Raw genomic sequence first — 20,557 nt, forward strand, 5'->3', positions numbered from 1 at the left:
TTTAACCCTCTACCCCCGCTCACCCACCACTCCCCCCCCCAAAACAACACACCGCAAAACAAGGCGGCGCGGGTTTGTCCTCCGCCCAAATCCCCGGCGCCCCCCCCCCCCCCCCCCACCACTTTAGACCGGCTCCGGCTCCTCGAGAGCCTTCAAACGGGCGAGATTTGTGGCTGACCAGACTTCGACCGCGAACCAGTGGCCGGCAGATGCCGGCCCTTCCGATCTGATCTCTCCAGGCCGCAAACGCCTTGGCTGGGCGCTGATGGCCGTTGCGACGCTTGGCCTGCTGGCGACGATCGTGCTGGAGATCCTCTACAAGGGCAGCGCCGATACGATCGGCTTCGAGACCTGGCGCCCCGTCGTCTATGCCTATGTTCTGTGGGGCGTGGCGATCGGCGCCGGCCAGGTGCTGACGCGCGGCGAGGATGGCCAGCGTGCCCTGTTCCTGCTGCCGGCGCTGCTGTTCACCATCGCCATGGTGATCTTCCCGACGCTGTTCGGATTCTACATCGCCCTCACCGACTGGAACCTCAGTTCCTTCAGTGGCCGCAAGTTCAACGGGCTCGACAATTTCTGGCAGATGCTGGCCGATCCCTACTACCGCAACGCGCTGTTCAACATGGTGCTCTATGTGCTGGCGGTGGCGGTCGAATATGTCATCGCCTTCGGCCTGGCGCTGCTCCTCAACGCCCAGATCCGGGCGCGAAAATTCTTCCGCGTCGTCTTCCTGATGCCGCTGATGCTGTCGCCGGTCGCCGTGTCGTGGATGATCGGCAAGTCGCTGATGGAATACCGGTTCGGACCGGCCGCAACGCTGGCGCGCCATCTCGGCTGGGAAAATCCGGCCTTCTTCTCCGACCCGATCATCGCGCGCATATCGATCATGATACTGGATGCCTGGACCTTCATTCCGTTCATGATGATCATGCTGCTGGCCGGGCTGCAGGCGATGTCGCGCGAGGTGCTCGAAGCCGCACGCGTGGACGGCGCCAGTGCGTGGCAGACCTTCTGGCAGGTCACTTTTCCGCTGATGCTGCCGGTGTCGGTGACGGCGGTGATCCTGCGCATCATCTTCAAGCTGAAGCTTGCCGACATCATCATCACGGTGACGTCCGGCGGCCCCGGCGGCGCCACTGATTCCGTGTCGAGCTTCATCTACCGCGAATATCGCGACCGCTCGAATGTCGGCTACGGAACCATGCTGGCGATGGCCTATCTGGTGATCATCGTCGTGTTCGTCACGTGGCTGTTGAAATTTGCCAACCGTTTTGTCCGAAATGTGAATTGAGCTGAGATGAGCGTTCAGACCACCGAATATGTCGCCTCGGAGATCCGCTCGCCGGCGAGCTTCCTCGCCAGCCGCGTCTTCATCTATGGGGCGCTGGCCTTCTGGGCGTTCATCTGCCTGTTCCCGATCTACTGGACGATCACGACCTCATTCAAAACGGCGGTCGATGTCACGCAAGGCCATCTCATTCCCTTCGTCGACTTCCAGCCGGATTGGAAAGGCTGGCGCTCGCTTGGCCTGTCGCCGGACTCGATCTTCCAGACCTCGACGGTGCGCGAGGAATTCCTCAAGCGCTTCATGAATTCGGTGATCACCTCGGTCGGCGCGTCGAGCCTCGCCATCGTCATCGGCAGCCTCGCCGCCTACGGGCTCACCCGCTATCGCTATCATTTCGCCTGGTTCAAGAACGAGGACATCTCGTTCTTCTTCCTGTCGCAGCTGATCCTGCCGCCGGTGGTGCTCGCACTACCCTTCCTGGTGCTCTACCGCGAGGTCGGCCTGCTCGACACGCGCATCGGGCTGATCCTGCTCTACACGCTGATGGTGCTGCCGATCGTCATCTGGATCATGCGCGACCAGTTCAACTCGATCCCGGTCGAGCTCGAGGAAGCCGCACTTGTCGACGGGCTGTCGATCTGGGGCGCCTTCTTCCGCATCGTCATGCCGATCGCGCTACCGGGCATGGTCGCCGCCTTCATCCTGGCGATGGTGCTGTGCTGGAACGAGTATTTCTTCGCCGCCCTTTTGACCTCGACCGACGCCAAGACCATCCCGGTCATGGTGGCGAGCCAGACAGGCTCGCAAGGCATCAACTGGTGGTCGATGGCAGCGCTCGCCACGGCGGCTATCGCGCCTCTCGCCGTCATCGGCATAGCGCTCGAGCGCTATCTGATCATGGGCATGACCGCGGGAGCGGTGAAGTAGCAGGGCGGCCTCTTCCCTTCTCCCCATTGTCTTGTGGGAGAAGGAAGACCGCGCTAGGCCCCTAGAATCATCCGCAGGTGATCGAGGATCATAGCCACACCCTTCTGCCCAAGCTCAGCCGAAGCATCCTTGGCGCTCGCCGTATACCAGCTCTTGTTGTCGTCGAAGTGACCGGCGTCCACCGCCTCCGGGCATAGCGCCAGCATCAGCGATGTCTCGCCGATGCCGGCATGGTCGAACGGGTACTTGCCGTTCATGTCAGCCGGCATCAGCGGATGAACCTGTACCCAGTTGAAGAAATTTTCACCCGCGGCGTGCCCGGAATAGTAGTCGGCCATCGCCTGCGAACCCCACCAGCCCTCGCCGCGCTCCTTTTCGAGAAAGCGGAAGATCGCCTGGCGGCCGGCGGTCTTGAACGCCAGATCGGTCGGCATGCCGGCGGCGAAATTCTCGGTCTGGTGGTGGATGATGGCGTGGATGTTGCGAAAGCCGATGCGCAGCAGGCTGTAGAACAGTTCCTCGCCAAACGGCGCCAGCGCAGCGCCGCCGACCTGCACCGAGCCGCTGCCTTCCGGCGGCGCCACCGCGTAGCTCGCCGCACCGTAGTAGAACGGCGGCAGGATGACGACGTCCCTCTCCTTCTCGAACAGCTCCAGCGTCTTGACGACGGCCAGCGTGTCCATGCCGACCGCCATGTGCTCGCCATGGTATTCGAGCACGCCGAGCGGCAGAGCGACCGGCCAATTCTCGGCGATCGCCCTGCGGATCTGGTGTGGCAGCATCAGTTCGTAGCGCATGATCTATTCCATGTTGGTGTGGCGGGCGCGCATTGCTTCAGGCGACGCGCCAATCAATTCCCTGAGCTTCAGCACCATCACCTCGAACAGCAGGAACAGTGCGCCTTCGAACACCGAGCCCATCGGCAGGACCGATGTTTTTTGCGCCCCCTGATCGTTGGCCATGGTCTGCGCGGGAATGAGCAGGGTGAAGTCGGCAAGCCTTGCCGCGCTGGCTTCGGCCTGGGCGGTCAACAGGAGATTGGTTGCACCTGCTTGGCGCGCGACCTGCATCAAGGTCAGCACGGTCGAGGTCTCTCCCGGCCCGGAACTGACCAGGAAGACATCGCCCTGCCCCAGCGGCGGTGTGTTCATGTCGCCGACCACGGAAACCGGCAGGCCCAAATGGTAGAGCCGCATGGCAAAACCCTTGACCTGCAAGGCCTCGCGGCCGCAGCCATAGACGACGATCTGTCGCGCGCCGGCCAGCATTTTGCAGGCGGCGTCGATCCGGCTTTCGTCGATGCGTGCCAGCACGCCGCCGAGCTCCTCAAGCGCGGTCTCGAACAGGCTTTTGCTCTTGTTGCTCACCGCAAACCTGCCATTGAAAATTACCCTGGGATTTGCCGCTCTTGCTGCTACGAACAGCTTGATTTCGTTCATGCTAGCAACCGCGAAAATGCGTGTCCAACGCGCAGCGATGCTTTTGCCGGACCACAGGCATGATAGTGTCATGTCAGACAAATCAAACGAGGCAAACGGCAGCATATGAAGACACGGCATTTCGACCGCATCGGCAATGGCGGCATCAGTTTCACCGAGCTCGGCTTCGGCACGGCGCCGCTCGGCAACCTCTACCGTGCCGTCTCCGACGAGGACGCCAACGCCACGCTGGAGGCCGCCTGGGCGACCGGCTGCCGCTACTACGACACCGCGCCGCTCTATGGGCTCGGCCTCTCGGAAACGCGGCTCAACCCGTTCCTGCGCGGCAAGAAGCGCGACGACTATGTGCTGTCGAGCAAGGTCGGCCGCATCATGCGTGCCTGCCCGCCCGAAGAGCGCACCGGCATCGGCAAATTCTTCGACACGCCGTCGCGCCGCGAGGTGTACGACTACAGCTATGACGGTGTCATGCGCTCATTCGAAGCCTCGCTTGAGCGCCTCGGCGTCGACCGGATCGACATCCTCTTCGTGCACGATGTCGACATCTTCACCCATGGCAGCAAGGAGGCCTCCGACCGGCGCATCGAGGAGTTCATGCGCTCGGGCTATTACGGCTTGCTGTCGCTGCGCGACCAGGGCGTGATCAAGGCGTTCGGTGGCGGCATCAATGAGTGGCAGGTCGCGCAGACGCTGGCCGAGCGCGGGGACTTCGACCTGTTCCTGCTGGCCGGGCGCTATACGCTCTTGGAACAGGAGGCGCTGACGTCCTTCCTGCCGCTCTGCCAGGCACGCGGCATCGGCATCGTTCTCGGCGGCCCCTACAACTCCGGCATCCTGGCGACCGGACCGAAGCCCGGCGCCTACTACAACTACTCCGAAGCGCCGAAGGACATCCTCGACCGCGTCGCCGGCATCGAGAGCGTCTGCAAGCGTCATGGTGTCAGGCTGATCGAGGCCGCCCTGCAATTCCCGCTGCTGCATCCTTCAGTCGTTTCGGTGATCCCCGGTGGGCAGCGGCCGAGCGAAGTCGAGAGCAATCGCTCGCTGCTCGATGCGAAACTGCCCGCAGCCCTTTGGGCCGATCTCAAGAAGGAAGGCCTTATGCGCCCTGAAGCGCCGACCGCATAGCCGGCCGCCGTCGCGTCAGCGTCTGGCACAAAAATGAAAAGCCGGGCAAGCCCGGCTTTTCTGGTCTCTGAAAAGAAAAAACGCTTAGTTGACTGCGTCCTTGAGGCCTTTGCCGGCCGAGAACTTCGGCACGGTACGCGCCGGGATCTTCACTTCGGCGCCGGTCTGAGGATTGCGGCCGGTCGAGGCGGCACGCTTTGACACGGTGAAATTGCCAAAGCCGACAAGCCGGACATCGCCGCCCTTCTTCAGTTCGCCGGTGATGGTGGAAAATACCGCATCGACCGCCGACTGCGCGTCACCCTTCGAAATGCTCGCGGCGTCGGCGACAGCGGACACCAGTTCGTTCTTGTTCATAAAAATTCCCTTCCATGAGAACACCGGAACTAACGACTCATCCGGCAGGAAACGGACTTTAGAAAGAAGCGTTGCCGCAACCAAGTCGAAAAGGCAGGAAAAAAGCGGAAAAAGCCCGGAAATGCTGGGTTTTTCACATGAAAAAGCCGGGCGCTAGGCCCGGCTCTCCGTTTGTGCGCTGCAACCTTGACGAAAACCAACACATGGCCCCGAAACCGTAGCCGGTTTTCGGCAGGGGCCATGCGCAAGTCTGAGCGTTAGAGCGTCCTTTGCGCGTCCAGATGGACGCCCGGAACTCTAATGCGCCAGGGACTTTCCAGCGTCGTCGGCACTGTCTGTCGCGGCCGGCGGATTGACCGGCTCGACCCATTCGATCGGCTCCGGCATACGCACCAGCGCGTGGCGCAACACCTCGCCGACACGTGAGACCGGAATGATCTCCATGCCGTTCTTCACATTGTCCGGAATCTCCGCCAGGTCCTTGGCATTGTCTTCCGGGATCAGCACCTTCTTGATGCCGCCGCGCAGTGCGGCGAGCAGCTTCTCCTTGAGCCCGCCGATCGGCAGGATGCGGCCGCGAAGCGTTATCTCGCCGGTCATCGCCACATCCGCCCGGACCGGAATACCCGTCAGTACCGACACAATGGCTGTCGCCATGGCAGCACCTGCAGACGGGCCGTCCTTCGGCGTGGCGCCTTCCGGCAAGTGCACGTGGATGTCGCGCTTGTCGAACAGCGGCGGCTCGATGCCGAAATCGACGGCGCGCGAGCGGACATAGGAGGCCGCCGCCGAAATCGATTCCTTCATCACGTCGCGCAGATTGCCGGTCACCGTCATGCGGCCCTTGCCGGGCATCATGACGCCTTCGACCGTCAGCAGTTCGCCGCCGACTTCCGTCCAGGCAAGACCTGTGACGACACCGACCTGATCGTCAGCCTCGACCTGGCCGAAGCGGTAGCGCTGCACACCAAGGTATTCGGAGAGGTTCTCCGCCGTGATGCTCACCGTCTTCTTCTTCGTCTTCAGGATTTCGGTCACCGCCTTGCGCCCGAGCTTCATCAGCTCGCGCTCCAGGCTCCTGACGCCCGCTTCACGGGTGTAGGTCTGGACGATGGCGCGGATCGCGTCCTCACCGACGGAAAACTCCTTCGGCTGCAGCGCATGATCGCGGATCACCTTCGGCATCAGGTGCCGCTTGGCGATCTCGATCTTCTCGTCCTCGGTGTAGCCGGCGATACGGATGATCTCCATGCGGTCCATCAAGGGCGCCGGGATGTTCAGCGTGTTCGCCGTCGTCACGAACATGACGCTCGACAGATCGTATTCGACCTCGAGGTAATGGTCCATGAACGTCGAGTTCTGTTCCGGATCGAGGACCTCGAGCAACGCCGATGACGGATCGCCACGGAAGTCCTGGCCCATCTTGTCGATCTCGTCGAGCAGGAAGAGCGGGTTGGACTTCTTGGCCTTCTTCATCGACTGGATGACCTTGCCGGGCATCGAGCCGATATAGGTGCGCCGGTGACCACGGATCTCGGCCTCGTCACGCACGCCGCCAAGCGCCATGCGGATGAATTCGCGACCGGTCGCCTTGGCGATCGACTTGCCGAGCGAGGTCTTGCCGACGCCGGGAGGGCCGACGAGGCACAGGATCGGCCCCTTCAGCTTCTTCTGGCGGCTTTGCACGGCGAGATACTCGACAATGCGCTCCTTGACCTTGTCGAGGCCGAAATGATCGGTGTCGAGCACGTTCTGCGCAAAAGCCAAGTCCTGCTTGACCTTGGAGTTCTTGCCCCACGGAATCGACAGGATCCAGTCGAGATAGTTGCGCACGACGGTCGATTCAGCCGACATCGGCGACATCGTCCGGAGCTTCTTCAACTCGGCTTCCGCCTTTTCGCGGGCCTCCTTGGAGAGCTTGGTCTTCTTGATGCGCGCCTCGATCTCGGCGGCCTCGTCGCGGCCGTCCTCACCTTCGCCGAGTTCCTTCTGGATCGCCTTCATCTGCTCGTTGAGGTAGTATTCGCGCTGCGTCTTCTCCATCTGGCGCTTGACGCGCGAGCGGATGCGCTTCTCCACCTGCAGGACGGAGATTTCGGCTTCCATGAAGCCCATAGCCTTTTCCAGCCGCTCCTTGACCGAGAGCGTGGCCAGCATTTCCTGCTTCTCAGGGATCTTGATGGCGAGATGCGAGGCAACCGTGTCGGCGAGCTTGGAATAGTCGTCGATCTGGCTGGCAGCACCCACCACTTCGGGCGAGATCTTCTTGTTCAGCTTGACGTAGTTCTCGAAGTCGGTGACGACCGAACGCGCCAGCGCCTCAACCTCGACCTCTTCCTCTTCCGGCTCGACCAGCGCCGCGGCGCGGGCCTCGTGGAAGTCGGGACGGTCGGTGAACGAGACGATTTTCGCACGCGAAGCGCCTTCGACCAGAACCTTGACGGTGCCGTCGGGCAGCTTGAGCAATTGCAGCACATTGGCGAGCGTGCCGATGTCGAAGATGGCATCGGGCTCGGGATCGTCGTCGGCGGCATTCATCTGGGTGGCAAGCAGGATCTGCTTTTCCTGACCCATCACCTCTTCCAGCGCCTTGATCGACTTCTCACGCCCGACGAAGAGCGGCACGATCATGTGCGGGAACACCACGATGTCGCGCAGTGGGAGAACTGCGAAGACGCCGTCGCTGGGTGCCTTGGATACTTTGGCCATTGTCCAACCTTTCATGTCGCGGCTGCCAATCAGCCAACCGCGAATCTTATATTAACGACCGGGGATCGTTCCGCCTACCACCGTTTGTGACGGGAGTTTTACAGCACAGAAATCGGGCACCTCGGCCTTCTCCAGTTAGTTGGATGCACGACCCCCAAAGATCAAGGGGCGCGTCCAAATCCGCACTTCCAACCCGTCCGCGAGTGACACATTTGCGACGCCAAGCCGTACGCCGCGCAAAACCCCTGCGCGACAGCAAAACGGCGCCTTGCGGCGCCGTTCCAGAATTTCGCTGCGGGCTCATGTCAGGCGCTGACATTGCCCTTCTTTTCCTTCTGCTCGGAGTAGATGTAGAGCGGCCGGGCACTGCCGGTCACCACCTCCTCCGAAATCACCACTTCGCGCACGCCTTCGAGCGCGGGAAGCTCGAACATCGTGTCGAGCAGGATCGCCTCCATGATCGAACGCAGGCCGCGCGCGCCGGTCTTGCGCTCGATGGCGCGCTTGGCGATCGCCGAAAGAGCGTTCTCGTGGAAGGTCAGGTCGACATTCTCCATCTCGAACAGCCGCTGATACTGCTTGACCAGCGCGTTCTTCGGCTCGGTCAGGATCTGGATCAGCGCCGGTTCGTCGAGGTCTTCCAGCGTCGCCAGAACCGGCAGACGGCCGACAAATTCGGGGATAAGACCGAACTTCAACAGATCCTCGGGCTCGACCAGGCGGAAGACATCGCCAGTGCGGCGATCCTCCGGCGAAGCGACGACCGCGCCGAAGCCGATCGAGGTCTTCCGGCCGCGATCCGAGATGATCTTGTCCAGCCCGGCGAAGGCGCCGCCGCAGATGAACAGGATGTTGGCCGTATCGACCTGCAGAAACTCCTGCTGCGGGTGCTTCCTGCCGCCTTGCGGCGGCACCGAGGCGACGGTGCCTTCCATGATCTTCAGAAGCGCCTGCTGCACGCCCTCGCCCGACACGTCGCGGGTGATCGAGGGATTGTCCGACTTGCGCGAAATCTTGTCGATCTCGTCGATGTAGACGATGCCGCGCTGGGCCCGCTCGACATTGTAGTCGGCCGATTGCAACAGCTTCAGGATGATGTTCTCGACGTCCTCGCCGACATAGCCGGCTTCGGTCAGCGTCGTCGCATCAGCCATGGTGAAGGGCACGTCGATGATGCGGGCCAGCGTCTGCGCGAGCAGCGTCTTGCCGCAACCGGTCGGGCCGATCAAAAGGATGTTGGACTTTGCCAGTTCGACATCGTTGTTCTTGCCGGCATGCGCGAGGCGCTTGTAGTGGTTGTGGACCGCCACCGACAGCACGCGCTTGGCATAGGGCTGACCGATGACATAATCGTCGAGAACCTTGAGGATCTCCTGCGGTGTCGGCACGCCTTCGCGCGACTTCACCATCGAGGTCTTGTTCTCCTCACGGATGATGTCCATGCAGAGTTCGACGCACTCGTCGCAGATGAAGACCGTCGGACCGGCGATCAGCTTGCGCACTTCGTGCTGGCTTTTGCCGCAAAACGAGCAGTAAAGCGTGTTCTTGGAATCGCCGCTGTTGTTGCCGACCTTGCTCATTTTCATGTCCTTTCATGGCCGCCCGCCGATGGTCTGGCTGAAAGGGCGCATACTCTATCTATCGCGGGAATCCGCCGCCGCCAGTGTGTTCCGGCTCCCGCAACGCATTCCGTACGAAACACAAATCAGAAAACGTGGCAATGATTCGCGACAACCCCGCATAAAGCTAAGCCGCCGAAACTCAACATAGCCTTAACGTAGGCAATCCTGTCCCCCGAGGGAACAGCCAATTGTGGCCGAAATGCCGCAAGACACACCAAAAGCGCGTGATGCCGCCATCCAACTGCCAATAAGCCCTTATGCCACAGCGCCTTCAGGCGGCTCGCGCGACGAAATGACCTTGTCGATGAGGCCGAAATCCCTGGCTTCGTCAGCGGTCATGAAATGGTCGCGGTCGAGCGTCTTCTCGATCTCTTCGTAGCTCTTGCCGGTGTGCTTGACGTAGACCTCGTTGAGGCGACGCTTCAGCTTGATGATATCCAGGGCATGGCGCTCGATGTCGGACGCCTGGCCCTGGAAGCCGCCGGAAGGCTGGTGAACCATGATGCGGGCGTTCGGCGTGGCAAAGCGCATATCCTTGTGGCCGGCGGTCAACAGCAGCGAACCCATCGAAGCCGCCTGGCCGATGCAGAGCGTCGACACGGCCGGCTTGATGAACTGCATGGTGTCGTAGATCGCCATGCCGGAGGTGACGACGCCGCCCGGCGAATTGATGTAGAGGTTGATTTCCTTCTTCGGATTCTCGGCTTCGAGGAACAAAAGCTGCGCGCAGACCAGCGTCGCCATGCCGTCCTCGACCGGACCGGTGATGAAAATGATGCGCTCCTTGAGGAGACGCGAGAAAATGTCGTAGGCCCGCTCGCCGCGATTGGTCTGTTCGACCACCATCGGAACGAGGTTCATGTAGGTTTCGACGGGGTTCTTCATCAGTTGTCTCTTATCTCGCGGTGGGATTCCGGCGCCGGGAATGCTGGCGGATCGGGCAGAATCGGTTCTGGATCGTTATTCCGTAAATAGGATGCCGGCTCATCCTTGTGCAAGGCCGACCCCTCCTAGCCATCTGGGTAAGTCGAATCAAGCTTTCTGACCAAGGATTCGCGGCGGCGGATGCTTCCGCGGGTCCGGAGCCGCATGGCCGGCCGCGCAAGGTAGCAGTTTCTTAACCGCGTCACTTAACGAAATGCGCCGAAACCGCTTTTCTCCGAAACGGCTTCCTCTACAATTCAACGTTGAACTTATGCGTAGAGTTCAACAGGGGGAGTGTCATGCCCGGGAAAACCGCATGCTTCACCATCGCCGGGCTGACCATGCTTGGCACGATTTCGCAGACGGCGGCCGGCGGCCGCGCCGTCGAATGTTATGAACCGGTCCGCAGTCCGGCCGTCTACGACACGGTCTATGAAGACGTGATGATCAGTCCGCCCGGCCAGCAGGTCGACTATATCGCCCCTATCTATGGCACGCGCGAGCGCGTCGTGATGACCGTTCCGGCGCAAGTGACCTACCAGATCGTGCCGGCCGTCACCCGCACCGTCTACCGCACGGTCCGGGTCGATGGCGGCGGCTACTCCTGGGAATGGCGCGTCATCCATGGCCGCAAGGTGCTGTGCAAGGTATGGCACAAGGCGCGCTACGAACGTGTTGCCAAAACCGTGGTGATCCAGCCCGAACGCACGCGGCGCGTGGTCATCCCCGCACAGTACGACAGGATCGCCCAGGAGGTGCTGGTGCAGCCCGAGCAAAGGCGCGTCATCGATGTTCCCGCCTCCTACCAGACCATCGCGCGCCGCGTGCTGGTTCGCGAAGGTTCATCGGGCTGGCGGCGGGTGCATATTCCCAGGCATTGCCAGGATTAGCGAGCATAGCGTAACCTGCGTCGCAGCGGATCTCCGTAGGGCTGAGGGCATGCGCGACCTGGAAATTTCCAATCAGGAATTGTCAGACCTTGCCGAAGAAGCCTTGGCGCTTGCCAAAGGTTACTGGGCCTCCCTCGAGGAACGTCGGACGTATCCCACGACCAGCGGCAAACAGACGACCGAACTGTTCTCGCGGCCTTGGCAGGAGAGCGGCCGCGGACGGGAAGTCTTGCAGGATTTCAAGTCGATCGCGGAGCATGTGCGGCCTTCAACCGGCAGATTCTTCGGTTATGTCGTCGGCTCCGGCGAACCGGTCGGCGCGCTGGGGGAGCTGCTGGCTGCGGTGCTCAATCAGAATGTGACGTCGTGGCGGTCGGCTCCGGCTGCGACATCGATCGAACGCGCCGTGATCGGGTGGTTGGCGGAGGCTGTCGGTTGCCCCGGATTTACAGGCAGCCTGTGCGGCGGCGGCTCGACGGCGAACCTCATGGCCCTGGCGATGGCGCGGGAAGCGAAGCTACCAGCCAACGAAACAGGCGTGCGGCCCTGCGTGATCTATGCTTCCGAGCAAGTGCACATGTCCATTCCAAAGGCCGTCGCGCTGTTGGGGATCGGTAGAAAAAATCTCCGTTTGATCCCTGTCGACGACAAATTCAGGATGCGGACGGATGCCCTCCAGGCGGCTATCACCGTCGACCGCGAGGCCGGAAACATGCCCATCGCCATCGTGGCCACGGTCGGCACCATCATCTCCGGTGCGATCGATCCCCTTCCCGAGATTGCAGACATCGCCCGGAGGGAGGCGCTGTGGATGCACGTCGACGGTGCCTACGGAGGGCTGGCGGCTCTTGCGGCGCCGGAAAAGTTCCAAGGGTTGTCTTCGGCGGATTCGCTGTCACTGGATGCGCACAAATGGCTCTATCAGCCACTCGATTGCGGCTGCCTGCTCTATCGTCACCCGGACATTGCGCGAAAGACTTTTTCGCACAGCGACGACTACGTCAGGATACTGAGCGATGACCCTACGGAAGCATTTGCGTTCTTTGAGGAGTCGATCGAACTCTCTCGACGCTTCCGTGCGCTGAAGCTCTGGATGTCGCTGCAGTATCACGGACGCCGTGCCTATCGCGAAGCCATCGCCCGCGATCTCAACCATGCCCAGATGTTGGCGCAGGCAATCGCGTCGCAGCCGGAGTTGGAACAGCTTGCACCCGTATCGCTAAGCGCAGTCTGTTTCCGCCACCGCTCAAAGAACAATGAAGCGATCCTGCGCCGCGTGATCGCGCGCGGCCGGGTGTATCTGTCGAATGCGACGATCAACGGCCATTTCGCGCTGCGCGCGTGTTTCGTCAATCACCGAACGACCCCAGATGACGTGCAGGCGATTGTGTCCGAAGTCATTGCCGCCGCAGACGAAATCAATCGCTGAGTGAGTCTTCAACCTGGCGGCGTTCAGGCCACTTCCGCCCGCAGCCATGTCTTCAGGCCGGCGATGTCGCCGTCGCCCACCGCGGCCGCAACGCGCCGGCCGACCGCAGCGCCGAATTTGTAGCCATGGCCGGAGCAGGCCGAGACGATCAGGCATTTTCCTCGCTCGTGAGCGAAGAACTTCTCATCTTCGGTGAAGGTGTAGGCGCAGGTGACCACCTCGGTCACCCTGTATTCCTCGATGCGCGCGATCGGCGGCGAAAACAGGTTGCGGATCGCCTCGCCCTCGCCCGCCACCGGCTGACGGTTCCAATCGGCGTCGCTGGTCGGCACCCTGTGCAGCCCGGACCCGAATTTCATGCCGGCGCCGCCGGAGGGCGGGATCACATAGCCGTCGATCGCGCCGCCGACATCGAGGACAACCGGTGCCACCCGCCAGGCGGCCTTGAGGTCGGCCGGCGGTTCGACATAGGCGAGTGCGGTTCGATAGGTCTTCAGCTCGCCGTCCAGTTCCGGAAACAGTTTCAGCACCCAGGCGCCGGCGGCGACAACGATACGGTCGGCCTGCATCGTCTCGCCGCTTTCGAGCACGATGTGGCCGGCTTCGGCGTCGACTTCGATGACCTTGCTGTTTTCGTAGACATTGGCGCCGTTGGCGCGCAGCCAGTTTGCCATGCCGGAGGCTATCTTGCGGCAATGCAGGGCGCCGCCTTCGGTCGAGAAATAGGCGTAGCGAAACGAGCCGGCTTCGAGAAACGGCCAGCGTTTCACTGCTGCATCGGGCTCCAGCAATTCGAACGGAAAATTGCCTTCTTCCAGGCCCTCGCGATATTCCTCGGCCTCGTCGCCCGGTTCGCGCGAAACGCAGACAAATCCGCGCGCATCAAGATGGCTTTCGCCGAGATCGGCCCACATCTCGTCCCAGGCCTGGTAGGCTTCGGTGATCAGCCGGCCATAGCCGGTCCCCGCGCGGTAAGCGCGGCGGATGATGCGATGATGGTCGCCCGACGCGGCCATCGGGTTTGGGATCGGCCCTTGCTCGACGATCGAAACGCTGTGGCCGGCCTTGACCAGCGACCACGCCGTGGAGAGACCGGCAATGCCCGCGCCGACAACGATCACATTCATCAAATCAGACTTTCCGCAGCCGGTCGGCTGGCTCAACGTATTCGATTGCGGGCGCCAACATACGGTCTGGAACCAGGCTGGCAAGCCGCGCTATTGGTCTGGCATGAGCAAATTGACGCCACCCGCCCTGGTCTTTGATCCAGCCACTCGACGCCTGCGGCTCGACCCGCACGAGCCGGCCTTTTTTCAAAACCCTTATGATGCCTATGCTTTCCTGCATGGCGTATCGAATGCATTCTTCTGGGAAGAATTCGGCTTCTGGTGCTTTGGCGGCTTCGACGACGTCAACCGGCTGCTGCGCGACCGCCGCTTCGGCCGCCAGAACCCGGCCGGCATTCCAGACAGCCGCGGCATTGGACAGGACCGCAGCCATCTCAGGGCCTTCGACGGGCTCGAAGCCAATTCGATGCTGGAACTGGAGCCGCCGGTGCACACGCGTCTGAGAACACTGGTCAACCGCGCCTTCGTCTCGCGCCAGGTCGAAAGGCTGCGGCCGCGTGTCGAGGCCTTGGCCAACGACCTGATCGACCGTTTCGAACCAGGCAAGACGGTCGACCTGTTGCCTGCTTTCGCGGCGCCCTTGCCGATCACCATCATTGCCGAAATGCTCGGCGTGCCGGTCGAAATGGGGCCGCAACTGCTCGACTGGTCGCACCAGATGGTTGCCATGTATATGCATGGCCGCACCCGCGAAATCGAAGAGACGGCCAACCGCGCCGCGCGCGAATTTGCGGATTTCCTCCGTGGCTACGTCACCGAACGACGCAGGAATCCCGGCGACGACCTTTTGTCGCTGCTGATCTCGGCGCAGGAGGATGGCCAAAAGCTGTCGGAGGACGAGATGGTGTCCTCGGCGATCCTGCTGCTCAATGCCGGCCATGAAGCGACCGTGCACCAGACCGGCAATGCCGTCCGCTCGATCCTTGCGCAAGGGGGCGATGTCAGCCGCTTCTTCGGCTCGCCCGAGACGACCGCGGCAACGGTCGAGGAATGCCTGCGGTTCGACGCGCCGCTGCACATGTTCACGCGCTACGCCTATCAGGAGATCGAAGTCTCGCCCGGCATCGTCGTGCAGCCGGGGCAGACGATCGGGCTGCTGCTTGGCATGGCCAATCATGACCCGCGCGCCTTCGCCGATCCCCTCGCTTTCCGGCCCGACCGTGCCGACCAGAAGAACGTCTCCTTCGGCGCCGGTATCCATTTCTGCATCGGCGCGCCGCTCGCCCGGCTCGAATTGCAGGTGTCGCTGAAAACCTTGTTCGAACGGCATCCGAAGCTGCATCTTGCCGAAAGCCCAAGCTTCCGCGACACTTACCACTTCCATGGGCTGGAAACGCTCGCCGTCGGCTTTTGACGATCGCGAACCTGGGGCTGCCTCAGCCAGTTTCCGGCAAAATAGGACGGCGACGCTTTGCCTGACATGACCGAGTTGAAATTCGCCTTCCTGGAAGAGCCGCCATTCTGCTTCACCGGCGCACCGGGCGAGGTCTCAGGCTGTGACGTCGAGCTTGCGCGCAGGCTCGGTGACATGCTCGGATTGGCGAGCTTTAAGCCGATCGAAACCGAATTCGCTGAGCTGCTGCCTGGGTTGGTCGAGGGCCGTTGGACCATGACGACCGGCCTGTTCTTCTCCGAAGAGCGCAGGCAGCTTGTCGACTTCACACGGCCGATATGGGCGTTGCAGGACGGGTTGCTGGTCGCGGTGGACAATCCGTGCGGCTTTCGCGGCTACCAATCCATTGCCGAGGACGGAACAGCGTTGATTGGTGTCATAAACGATCAGGTTCAGCACCTTACGGCGCTGCACAACGGAATTGCGCCTGGGCAGATCAGGATGTTTGCAACGCAGGCGGATGCGGCGGACGCAGTGGCCAACGGCGTCGTGCACGCCGATGCCAGCGTCGCCATGGCGCATCGAGGCTATCTGACCCGGCGGCCCGAAATGCGGCTTGGACTTGTCGAGGTTCCCTCGATTGAAAAGCAGCCGTCGGCCGGTGCCTTCGCGATCGCCAAAGGCAATTCAGCCCTGCTCCGGCGCATCGATGCTTGCCTCGATGAATTGGTGGGCAGCGACTGGCACCGACAGATGATGGCGCGATACGGATTCTCGGACAGCGATATCGATCGCATCGTTTGATCCGCACATCTGTTGTTGTTCGACCATGATCTTTACCCGAAAACCGGCCTCCACTTTTCGGGATCATGGTCTACAGCTTGATCACATATTCCTTGCGAGTCGTTTCAAGCACTTCCCAGCTGCCTTTGAAGCCGGGCCTCAGCACGAAGCTGTCGCCGGCCCGAACGGTGCGCGCTTGCCCACCGTCCTCCGCGATCACCGAAACGCCGGACAGGATGTGGCAAAACTCCCACTCGTCATAGACGATGCGCCATTTGCCCGGGGTCGATTCCCAGATGCCGGCGTAGAGGCCGCCGTCGCGCTCCTCGACATTCCAGGTGCGGAATTTGGGATCGCCCGAGATCAGCCGGTCCGGCGCCGGCGCGCCAGATTCAGGCTCGACGGCGTCAGTCGCTATTGTCAGGTAATGCGCGGACAAGAACTTGCCTCCATGAAAGAGCCGGCTTCGCGTCGGCTCACCCCCACCCCGGCGCTGCGCGCCGACCCTCCCCACAAGGAGGAGGGTAAAAAAGATCAGACCTTGGCAAGCGCCTGTTCGAGGTCGGCGACGATGTCGTTGACGTCCTCGATGCCGATCGAAAGCCGCACCGTGTCCGGTCCTGCGCCGGCCTTGACCTTCTGCTCGTCGGAAAGCTGGCGGTGCGTGGTCGAGGCCGGGTGGATGACCAGCGACTTGGTGTCGCCGACATTGGCCAGGTGCGAGAACAGTTCGAGCGCCTCGACGAATTTGACGCCGGCGTCATAGCCGCCCTTGAGAGCGAAGGTGAACACGGCGCCGGCGCCAAGTGGTGAGTATTTCTTCTGCAGGGCGTTGTTCTTGTCGCTGGGCAGGCCGGGATAGTTCACCGAGGCAACCTTGGGGTGGTTGGACAGCCAGGCAGCAACCGTCACGGCGTTGTCGCAGTGGCGCTGCATGCGCAGCGGCAAGGTTTCCAGGCCGGTCAGGATGAGGAAGGCATTGAACGGCGAGATCGCCGGGCCGAGATCGCGCAGGCCGAGCACACGCGCGGCAATGGCGAAAGCGAAATTGCCGAAGGTTTCGTGCAGGACGAGGCCGCCATATTCGGGGCGCGGTTCCGACAGCATCGGATATTTGCCCGACTTCGACCAATCGAAGGTGCCGCCATCGACGATGGCGCCGCCGATCGAATTGCCGTGACCGCCGATGAATTTGGTCAGCGAATGGACGACGATGTCGGCACCATGCTCGATCGGCCGGATCAGGTAGGGCGAGGCCAGCGTGTTGTCGACGATCAACGGCAGGCCGTGCTTGCGTGCGATGTCGCCGATCTTCTCGATATCGACGAAGGTGCCGCCCGGATTGGCCAGGCTCTCGATGAAGAGAGCCTTGGTCCTGTCGTCGATCTGGCTTTCGAAGGTCGAGATGTCGTTGGTGTCGGCCCAGCGCACCTCCCAGCCGTAATTCTTGAAGGCATGGCCGAACTGGTTGATCGAACCGCCATAGAGCTTGTTGGCGGCAACAAAATTGTCGCCAGGCTGCATCAGATTGTGGAACACGATCACCTGCGCGGCATGGCCGGAGGCGACCGCAAGAGCCGCCGTGCCGCCTTCGAGGGCCGCCATGCGCTCTTCCAGCACCGCCTGGGTGGGGTTCATGATGCGGGTATAGATGTTGCCGAAAGCCTTCAGTCCGAACAGTGAGGCGGCATGGTCGGCATCGTCGAAGACGAAGGAGGTCGTCTGGTAGATCGGCGTGGCGCGAGCGCCGGTCGCCGGGTCGGGCTTGGCGCCGGCATGGACGGCGAGCGTGTTGAAACCTGGCGTGCGGGTCACTGAAAACCTCCCTGAAAAACCTTCTGAAATTCGCCGGGCATTCTTGGCGAAGCCCGGCCTCGAATGCAAAGAAGAAAATACCCTTCCGTGCAGGACCTTCTATCAAGCGGCAGGAAAATACGGCGTTTGCCGGAATAATTTTGCGCTTTCGCCCCTCGCCTATTTCTGGCGGACGCCAAAACTCTGGAAGCCAGAGCGCATCAGCGGCTTCTTCGACGACAGCACGCCGGAATTGACGCCGGTCCAGCCGATCTCGCCGGACAGCTTGCCATATTCGATTTTGGGGCAGCGGTTCATCACCACCTTGATGCCCGCGGCCTCGGCGCGCGCGGCTGCCTCGTCATGGCGCACGCCAAGCTGCATCCAGATGACTTTCGGCAGGGGATCGAGCCGCAACACCTCGTCGACGATGCCGGGCACTGCCGCCGGCGCGCGAAAAATGTCGACCATGTCGACCGGCTCCGGAATATCGGCGAGCCTGGCATAGGTCATCCGACCGAGTATCTCCTTGCCGGCTTGGCCGGGATTGATCGGGAACACCGAAAAGCCCTTGGCCAGCAGATATTTCAGCACGAAATAGCTTGGCCGCACATCATTGGCGGACGCGCCGACCATGGCGACGGTCTTCACCGAATTGAGGATGCCGGCGATGTAGGTGTTGTCGTAACTATCGTGGATCATGCCTCGTCCTCATACAACGCCTCGTCGAGAAAGCCATCCGGGTCATTGCTAAAATCGCGCAGCATGCGGAAGTGGTCCGTGTCGCGAAAGTCGGCGGGTTCCAGCCCGAACCGGCTGATGCGGAACAGCCGCGCGCCGGGACAGGCCATCAGCAGCGGCGAATGCGTCGCCATGATCACTTGCGCGGTGCCCGACTGGTCCATGCGCCGCAGCATCTTGAGCAGTTCGATCTGGCGCGTCGGGGACAGTGCGCTCTCGGGTTCATCGAGGATGTAGATGCCTTGCCTGCGGCAGCGCTCCTCGAAAAATCGGATAAAGCCCTCGCCATGCGACCAGGACAGGAAGTCCGGCGGCGCCCCGCCAGACTCCAGCGCTGCCTGATCGAGATAGCGGGCCACGGAGTAGAAGGATTCGGCACGAAAGAACCAGCCGGCGGTGACTTTCGGCAGCCAGTGACCGCGGAATGTGTTGGCCAATGCAGCACCACTCTTGTCGATGGCGCTGGAATGGTCCACCGGCCGATAGCCCTTGCCGCCGCCGACCTCATCATAGCCGGCCAACGCGCCGATCGCCTCGAGCAGCGTCGATTTGCCGGTGCCGTTCTCGCCGACAATGATGGTGATCGGCGTGGTGAATTCGAGCTCGAACTCATGGCCGCGAAACAGCGGCAGGTTCCAGGGATATTTTTCCCAATCCTCGACCCGCGCGGGATCAAGCAGGATACGCTTGAGGTAGGGAGCTTTGAGCCGCGTCAGCTGCTTGCGATGGGCCATCAGCCGGGGAGCGAAATCGTGCCGTCTTCCGCGATCGGAAAGGCCGGATTGTGCGCCACTTCCCAGACATGCCCGTCGGCGTCGGCGAAGTAGCCGTACCAGCCGCCCCAAAAGGCCCGGCCGGCCGGCTTGACGATGCGGCCGCCGGCTTTTTGCGCCCTGGCGAGCACGTCGTCGACTTCGGCGTCGGAGCGGGTGTTGTAGGCGAGGTAGACCGCCGATGGCGCCGCGGCGAAGGCAATGCCGGAATCCTCTTCTGCGCTGGCACGTGGGAACAGGCCAAGAATGACGCCGCCCATCTGGAAGAAGGCGACACCGTCGGTGATACCGGCATGCCGCTTCAAGCCCATCGCCTCGTAGAAGCGCACCGCACGGTCGAGATCGTCGGTAGCAATGGTGATGATGGAGATGCGCGGTTCCATGACGTTCTCCTTACTCGTCCTTCCATTCCGGCTTGCGCTTGCCGATGAAGGCACCGATGCCCTCCTCCGCGTCGCGTGCCAGCATGTTCTCAACCATGATCCGGCCCGTATAGGCATAGGCGTCCGCCAGGCCCATCTCGGCCTGCGCGTAAAAAGCCTCCTTGCCGGTCTTGACCACCAAAGATGATTTGGAAGCAATGGTTTGCGCGTATTTGGTGACAATCTGATTCAGATATTCGCGCGGCACGACACGGTTGACCAGGCCGAATTCCTTGGCGGTCGCCGCATCGATCGTCTCGCCGGTCAGCAGCATCTCCATCGCATGCTTGCGCGAGACATTGCGCGACAGCGCCACCATCGGCGTCGAGCAGAACAGGCCGATGTTGACGCCCGGCGTGCAGAAAGTCGCCTCATGCGAAGCGATCGCCAGGTCGCAGCTGGCGACCAGCTGCAGCCCGGCGGCGGTGGCCAGGCCGTCGACTTCGGCGATGACAGGCAAGGGATGGCGCACGATGGCCTGCATCAGCGTCGCACAAGCGGCAAACGTCTCCGCGAAGAAGGCCTTGCCATGATCGGCGTCAGTGCGGCGCGCCGTCATTTCCTTGAGATCATGGCCGGCGCAGAACACCTTGCCGGATGCCGACAAAACGATCACGCGAGCCGCCTTATCGGCCTTGGCGCGCTCGAGTTCGGCCGTCAGCGCCGCCATCACCGCCAGCGACAGGGCGTTGGCGGGCGGATTGGCGAGTGTGAGGCGCAGCACGCCCTTGTCCAGTCGTGCAACAACCGGACCCTCAACGGCGGCAGGCTTGATGGCAAGGATTTCGGCCATGGATAAGGTCTCCGCGATTCCGCTGGGGCTGCCAGAGTATCTAATACCGGATCAGGTTTCGTCCAACACCGATCGCTT

At 62.0% G+C, this 20,557-nt stretch carries 20 protein-coding genes; 7 read left to right on the forward strand and 13 right to left on the reverse strand.

Annotated features, from left to right (window positions below):
- Positions 1-169: 169 nt before the first annotated feature.
- Together NKH95_RS23395 and NKH95_RS23400 are read left to right on the forward strand one after the other, a co-directional pair.
- Positions 170-1,291, forward strand: coding sequence for a carbohydrate ABC transporter permease (locus NKH95_RS23395; protein WP_128305443.1), 1,122 nt, complete (start codon positions 170-172; stop codon positions 1,289-1,291).
- Positions 1,292-1,297: 6 nt separating this feature from the next.
- Positions 1,298-2,215 carry a carbohydrate ABC transporter permease gene (locus NKH95_RS23400; RefSeq protein ID WP_126069360.1) on the forward strand — a complete coding sequence of 306 codons (918 nt, stop codon included), beginning with the start codon at positions 1,298-1,300 and terminating at the stop codon, positions 2,213-2,215.
- A 53-nt stretch (positions 2,216-2,268) separates the two neighbouring features.
- On the opposite strand, the gene NKH95_RS23405 is transcribed toward NKH95_RS23400, so the two are convergent.
- Together NKH95_RS23405 and NKH95_RS23410 are read right to left on the reverse strand one after the other, a co-directional pair.
- A complete protein-coding gene (locus NKH95_RS23405; RefSeq protein WP_128305444.1) occupies positions 2,269-3,012 on the reverse strand; it encodes a creatininase family protein in 744 nt (247 codons plus the stop codon).
- 3 nt (positions 3,013-3,015) lie between these two features.
- Positions 3,016-3,654 (reverse strand): SIS domain-containing protein, encoded by a 639-nt coding sequence (locus tag NKH95_RS23410; RefSeq protein ID WP_502895317.1) that lies wholly within the window; start codon positions 3,652-3,654, stop codon positions 3,016-3,018.
- A gap of 105 nt (positions 3,655-3,759) precedes the next feature.
- Here NKH95_RS23410 and NKH95_RS23415 point away from each other — a divergent pair, with 105 nt between their 5' ends.
- The gene (locus NKH95_RS23415) at positions 3,760-4,782 is read left to right on the forward strand and encodes an aldo/keto reductase (RefSeq protein WP_352774762.1); all 1,023 of its coding nucleotides are present in this window, start codon (positions 3,760-3,762) and stop codon (positions 4,780-4,782) included.
- Between the two features lie 84 nt (positions 4,783-4,866).
- On the opposite strand, the gene hupB is transcribed toward NKH95_RS23415, so the two are convergent.
- From hupB to NKH95_RS23435, 4 genes are all read right to left on the reverse strand, one after another.
- The gene (hupB, locus tag NKH95_RS23420) at positions 4,867-5,139 is read right to left on the reverse strand and encodes a DNA-binding protein HupB (RefSeq protein ID WP_023810287.1); all 273 of its coding nucleotides are present in this window, start codon (positions 5,137-5,139) and stop codon (positions 4,867-4,869) included.
- Between the two features lie 297 nt (positions 5,140-5,436).
- Complete coding sequence (lon, locus tag NKH95_RS23425) at positions 5,437-7,848, reverse strand: endopeptidase La (RefSeq protein ID WP_352774760.1); 2,412 nt, start codon at positions 7,846-7,848, stop codon at positions 5,437-5,439.
- Positions 7,849-8,153: 305 nt separating this feature from the next.
- The gene (gene clpX, locus NKH95_RS23430) at positions 8,154-9,428 is read right to left on the reverse strand and encodes an ATP-dependent Clp protease ATP-binding subunit ClpX (RefSeq protein WP_013532190.1); all 1,275 of its coding nucleotides are present in this window, start codon (positions 9,426-9,428) and stop codon (positions 8,154-8,156) included.
- Between the two features lie 297 nt (positions 9,429-9,725).
- The gene (locus NKH95_RS23435) at positions 9,726-10,355 is read right to left on the reverse strand and encodes an ATP-dependent Clp protease proteolytic subunit (RefSeq protein WP_023810285.1); all 630 of its coding nucleotides are present in this window, start codon (positions 10,353-10,355) and stop codon (positions 9,726-9,728) included.
- A gap of 338 nt (positions 10,356-10,693) precedes the next feature.
- Between NKH95_RS23435 and NKH95_RS23440 the strand changes: the two genes are divergently transcribed.
- Positions 10,694-11,284 carry a hypothetical protein gene (locus NKH95_RS23440; RefSeq protein WP_023810284.1) on the forward strand — a complete coding sequence of 197 codons (591 nt, stop codon included), beginning with the start codon at positions 10,694-10,696 and terminating at the stop codon, positions 11,282-11,284.
- Positions 11,285-11,333: 49 nt separating this feature from the next.
- Positions 11,334-12,713, forward strand: coding sequence for a pyridoxal phosphate-dependent decarboxylase family protein (locus NKH95_RS23445; protein WP_023810283.1), 1,380 nt, complete (start codon positions 11,334-11,336; stop codon positions 12,711-12,713).
- A gap of 23 nt (positions 12,714-12,736) precedes the next feature.
- Here NKH95_RS23445 and NKH95_RS23450 read toward each other — a convergent pair whose 3' ends face one another.
- The gene (locus NKH95_RS23450) at positions 12,737-13,840 is read right to left on the reverse strand and encodes an NAD(P)/FAD-dependent oxidoreductase (RefSeq protein ID WP_128305447.1); all 1,104 of its coding nucleotides are present in this window, start codon (positions 13,838-13,840) and stop codon (positions 12,737-12,739) included.
- 103 nt (positions 13,841-13,943) lie between these two features.
- Between NKH95_RS23450 and NKH95_RS23455 the strand changes: the two genes are divergently transcribed.
- Both NKH95_RS23455 and NKH95_RS23460 read left to right on the forward strand, forming a co-directional pair.
- Positions 13,944-15,194: a cytochrome P450 gene (locus NKH95_RS23455; RefSeq protein WP_352442570.1), complete on the forward strand. Its 1,251-nt coding sequence runs from the start codon at positions 13,944-13,946 to the stop codon at positions 15,192-15,194.
- Positions 15,195-15,260: 66 nt separating this feature from the next.
- A complete protein-coding gene (locus NKH95_RS23460; RefSeq protein WP_031212921.1) occupies positions 15,261-15,977 on the forward strand; it encodes a transporter substrate-binding domain-containing protein in 717 nt (238 codons plus the stop codon).
- Positions 15,978-16,047: 70 nt separating this feature from the next.
- Here the strand turns inward: NKH95_RS23460 and NKH95_RS23465 are convergent, their stop codons facing one another.
- From NKH95_RS23465 to NKH95_RS23490, 6 genes are all read right to left on the reverse strand, one after another.
- Positions 16,048-16,395 (reverse strand): cupin domain-containing protein, encoded by a 348-nt coding sequence (locus NKH95_RS23465; protein ID WP_023810280.1) that lies wholly within the window; start codon positions 16,393-16,395, stop codon positions 16,048-16,050.
- Positions 16,396-16,490: 95 nt separating this feature from the next.
- Entirely contained in the window at positions 16,491-17,771 is a 1,281-nt protein-coding gene (locus tag NKH95_RS23470) for an O-acetylhomoserine aminocarboxypropyltransferase (protein WP_023810279.1), read from the reverse strand.
- 159 nt (positions 17,772-17,930) lie between these two features.
- Positions 17,931-18,452 carry a CoA-binding protein gene (locus NKH95_RS23475; RefSeq protein ID WP_023810278.1) on the reverse strand — a complete coding sequence of 174 codons (522 nt, stop codon included), beginning with the start codon at positions 18,450-18,452 and terminating at the stop codon, positions 17,931-17,933.
- Complete coding sequence (locus tag NKH95_RS23480; RefSeq protein WP_023810277.1) at positions 18,449-19,225, reverse strand: AAA family ATPase; 777 nt, start codon at positions 19,223-19,225, stop codon at positions 18,449-18,451. Before NKH95_RS23480 ends, NKH95_RS23475 begins: the two co-directional genes overlap by 4 nt.
- Positions 19,225-19,647, reverse strand: a complete 423-nt coding sequence (locus NKH95_RS23485; RefSeq protein WP_023810276.1) for a VOC family protein — start codon at positions 19,645-19,647, stop codon at positions 19,225-19,227. The genes NKH95_RS23480 and NKH95_RS23485 overlap by 1 nt, the downstream gene beginning before the upstream one ends.
- Before the next feature lie 10 nt (positions 19,648-19,657).
- Entirely contained in the window at positions 19,658-20,479 is an 822-nt protein-coding gene (locus tag NKH95_RS23490; RefSeq protein WP_023810275.1) for an enoyl-CoA hydratase, read from the reverse strand.
- Between the last annotated feature and the right edge of the window lie 78 nt (positions 20,480-20,557).

Source organism: Mesorhizobium sp. M0848, from assembly GCF_040319805.1.
Taxonomy (GTDB): domain Bacteria; phylum Pseudomonadota; class Alphaproteobacteria; order Rhizobiales; family Rhizobiaceae; genus Mesorhizobium.

Excerpts from the sequence above, each read along its gene's own strand:
- NKH95_RS23400 (WP_126069360.1), top strand. The coding sequence starts at position 1,298 with ATGAGCGTTCAGACCACCGAATATGTCGCCTCGGAGATCCGCTCGCCG.
- NKH95_RS23405 (WP_128305444.1), bottom strand. The coding sequence starts at position 3,012 with ATGCGCTACGAACTGATGCTGCCACACCAGATCCGCAGGGCGATCGCC.
- NKH95_RS23410 (WP_502895317.1), bottom strand. The coding sequence starts at position 3,654 with ATGAACGAAATCAAGCTGTTCGTAGCAGCAAGAGCGGCAAATCCCAGG.
- NKH95_RS23415 (WP_352774762.1), top strand. The coding sequence starts at position 3,760 with ATGAAGACACGGCATTTCGACCGCATCGGCAATGGCGGCATCAGTTTC.
- hupB (WP_023810287.1), bottom strand. The coding sequence starts at position 5,139 with ATGAACAAGAACGAACTGGTGTCCGCTGTCGCCGACGCCGCGAGCATT.
- lon (WP_352774760.1), bottom strand. The coding sequence starts at position 7,848 with ATGGCCAAAGTATCCAAGGCACCCAGCGACGGCGTCTTCGCAGTTCTC.
- clpX (WP_013532190.1), bottom strand. The coding sequence starts at position 9,428 with ATGAGCAAGGTCGGCAACAACAGCGGCGATTCCAAGAACACGCTTTAC.
- NKH95_RS23435 (WP_023810285.1), bottom strand. The coding sequence starts at position 10,355 with ATGAAGAACCCCGTCGAAACCTACATGAACCTCGTTCCGATGGTGGTC.
- NKH95_RS23440 (WP_023810284.1), top strand. The coding sequence starts at position 10,694 with ATGCCCGGGAAAACCGCATGCTTCACCATCGCCGGGCTGACCATGCTT.
- NKH95_RS23445 (WP_023810283.1), top strand. The coding sequence starts at position 11,334 with ATGCGCGACCTGGAAATTTCCAATCAGGAATTGTCAGACCTTGCCGAA.
- NKH95_RS23450 (WP_128305447.1), bottom strand. The coding sequence starts at position 13,840 with ATGAATGTGATCGTTGTCGGCGCGGGCATTGCCGGTCTCTCCACGGCG.
- NKH95_RS23455 (WP_352442570.1), top strand. The coding sequence starts at position 13,944 with ATGAGCAAATTGACGCCACCCGCCCTGGTCTTTGATCCAGCCACTCGA.
- NKH95_RS23460 (WP_031212921.1), top strand. The coding sequence starts at position 15,261 with ATGACCGAGTTGAAATTCGCCTTCCTGGAAGAGCCGCCATTCTGCTTC.
- NKH95_RS23475 (WP_023810278.1), bottom strand. The coding sequence starts at position 18,452 with ATGATCCACGATAGTTACGACAACACCTACATCGCCGGCATCCTCAAT.
- NKH95_RS23480 (WP_023810277.1), bottom strand. The coding sequence starts at position 19,225 with ATGGCCCATCGCAAGCAGCTGACGCGGCTCAAAGCTCCCTACCTCAAG.
- NKH95_RS23485 (WP_023810276.1), bottom strand. The coding sequence starts at position 19,647 with ATGGAACCGCGCATCTCCATCATCACCATTGCTACCGACGATCTCGAC.
- NKH95_RS23490 (WP_023810275.1), bottom strand. The coding sequence starts at position 20,479 with ATGGCCGAAATCCTTGCCATCAAGCCTGCCGCCGTTGAGGGTCCGGTT.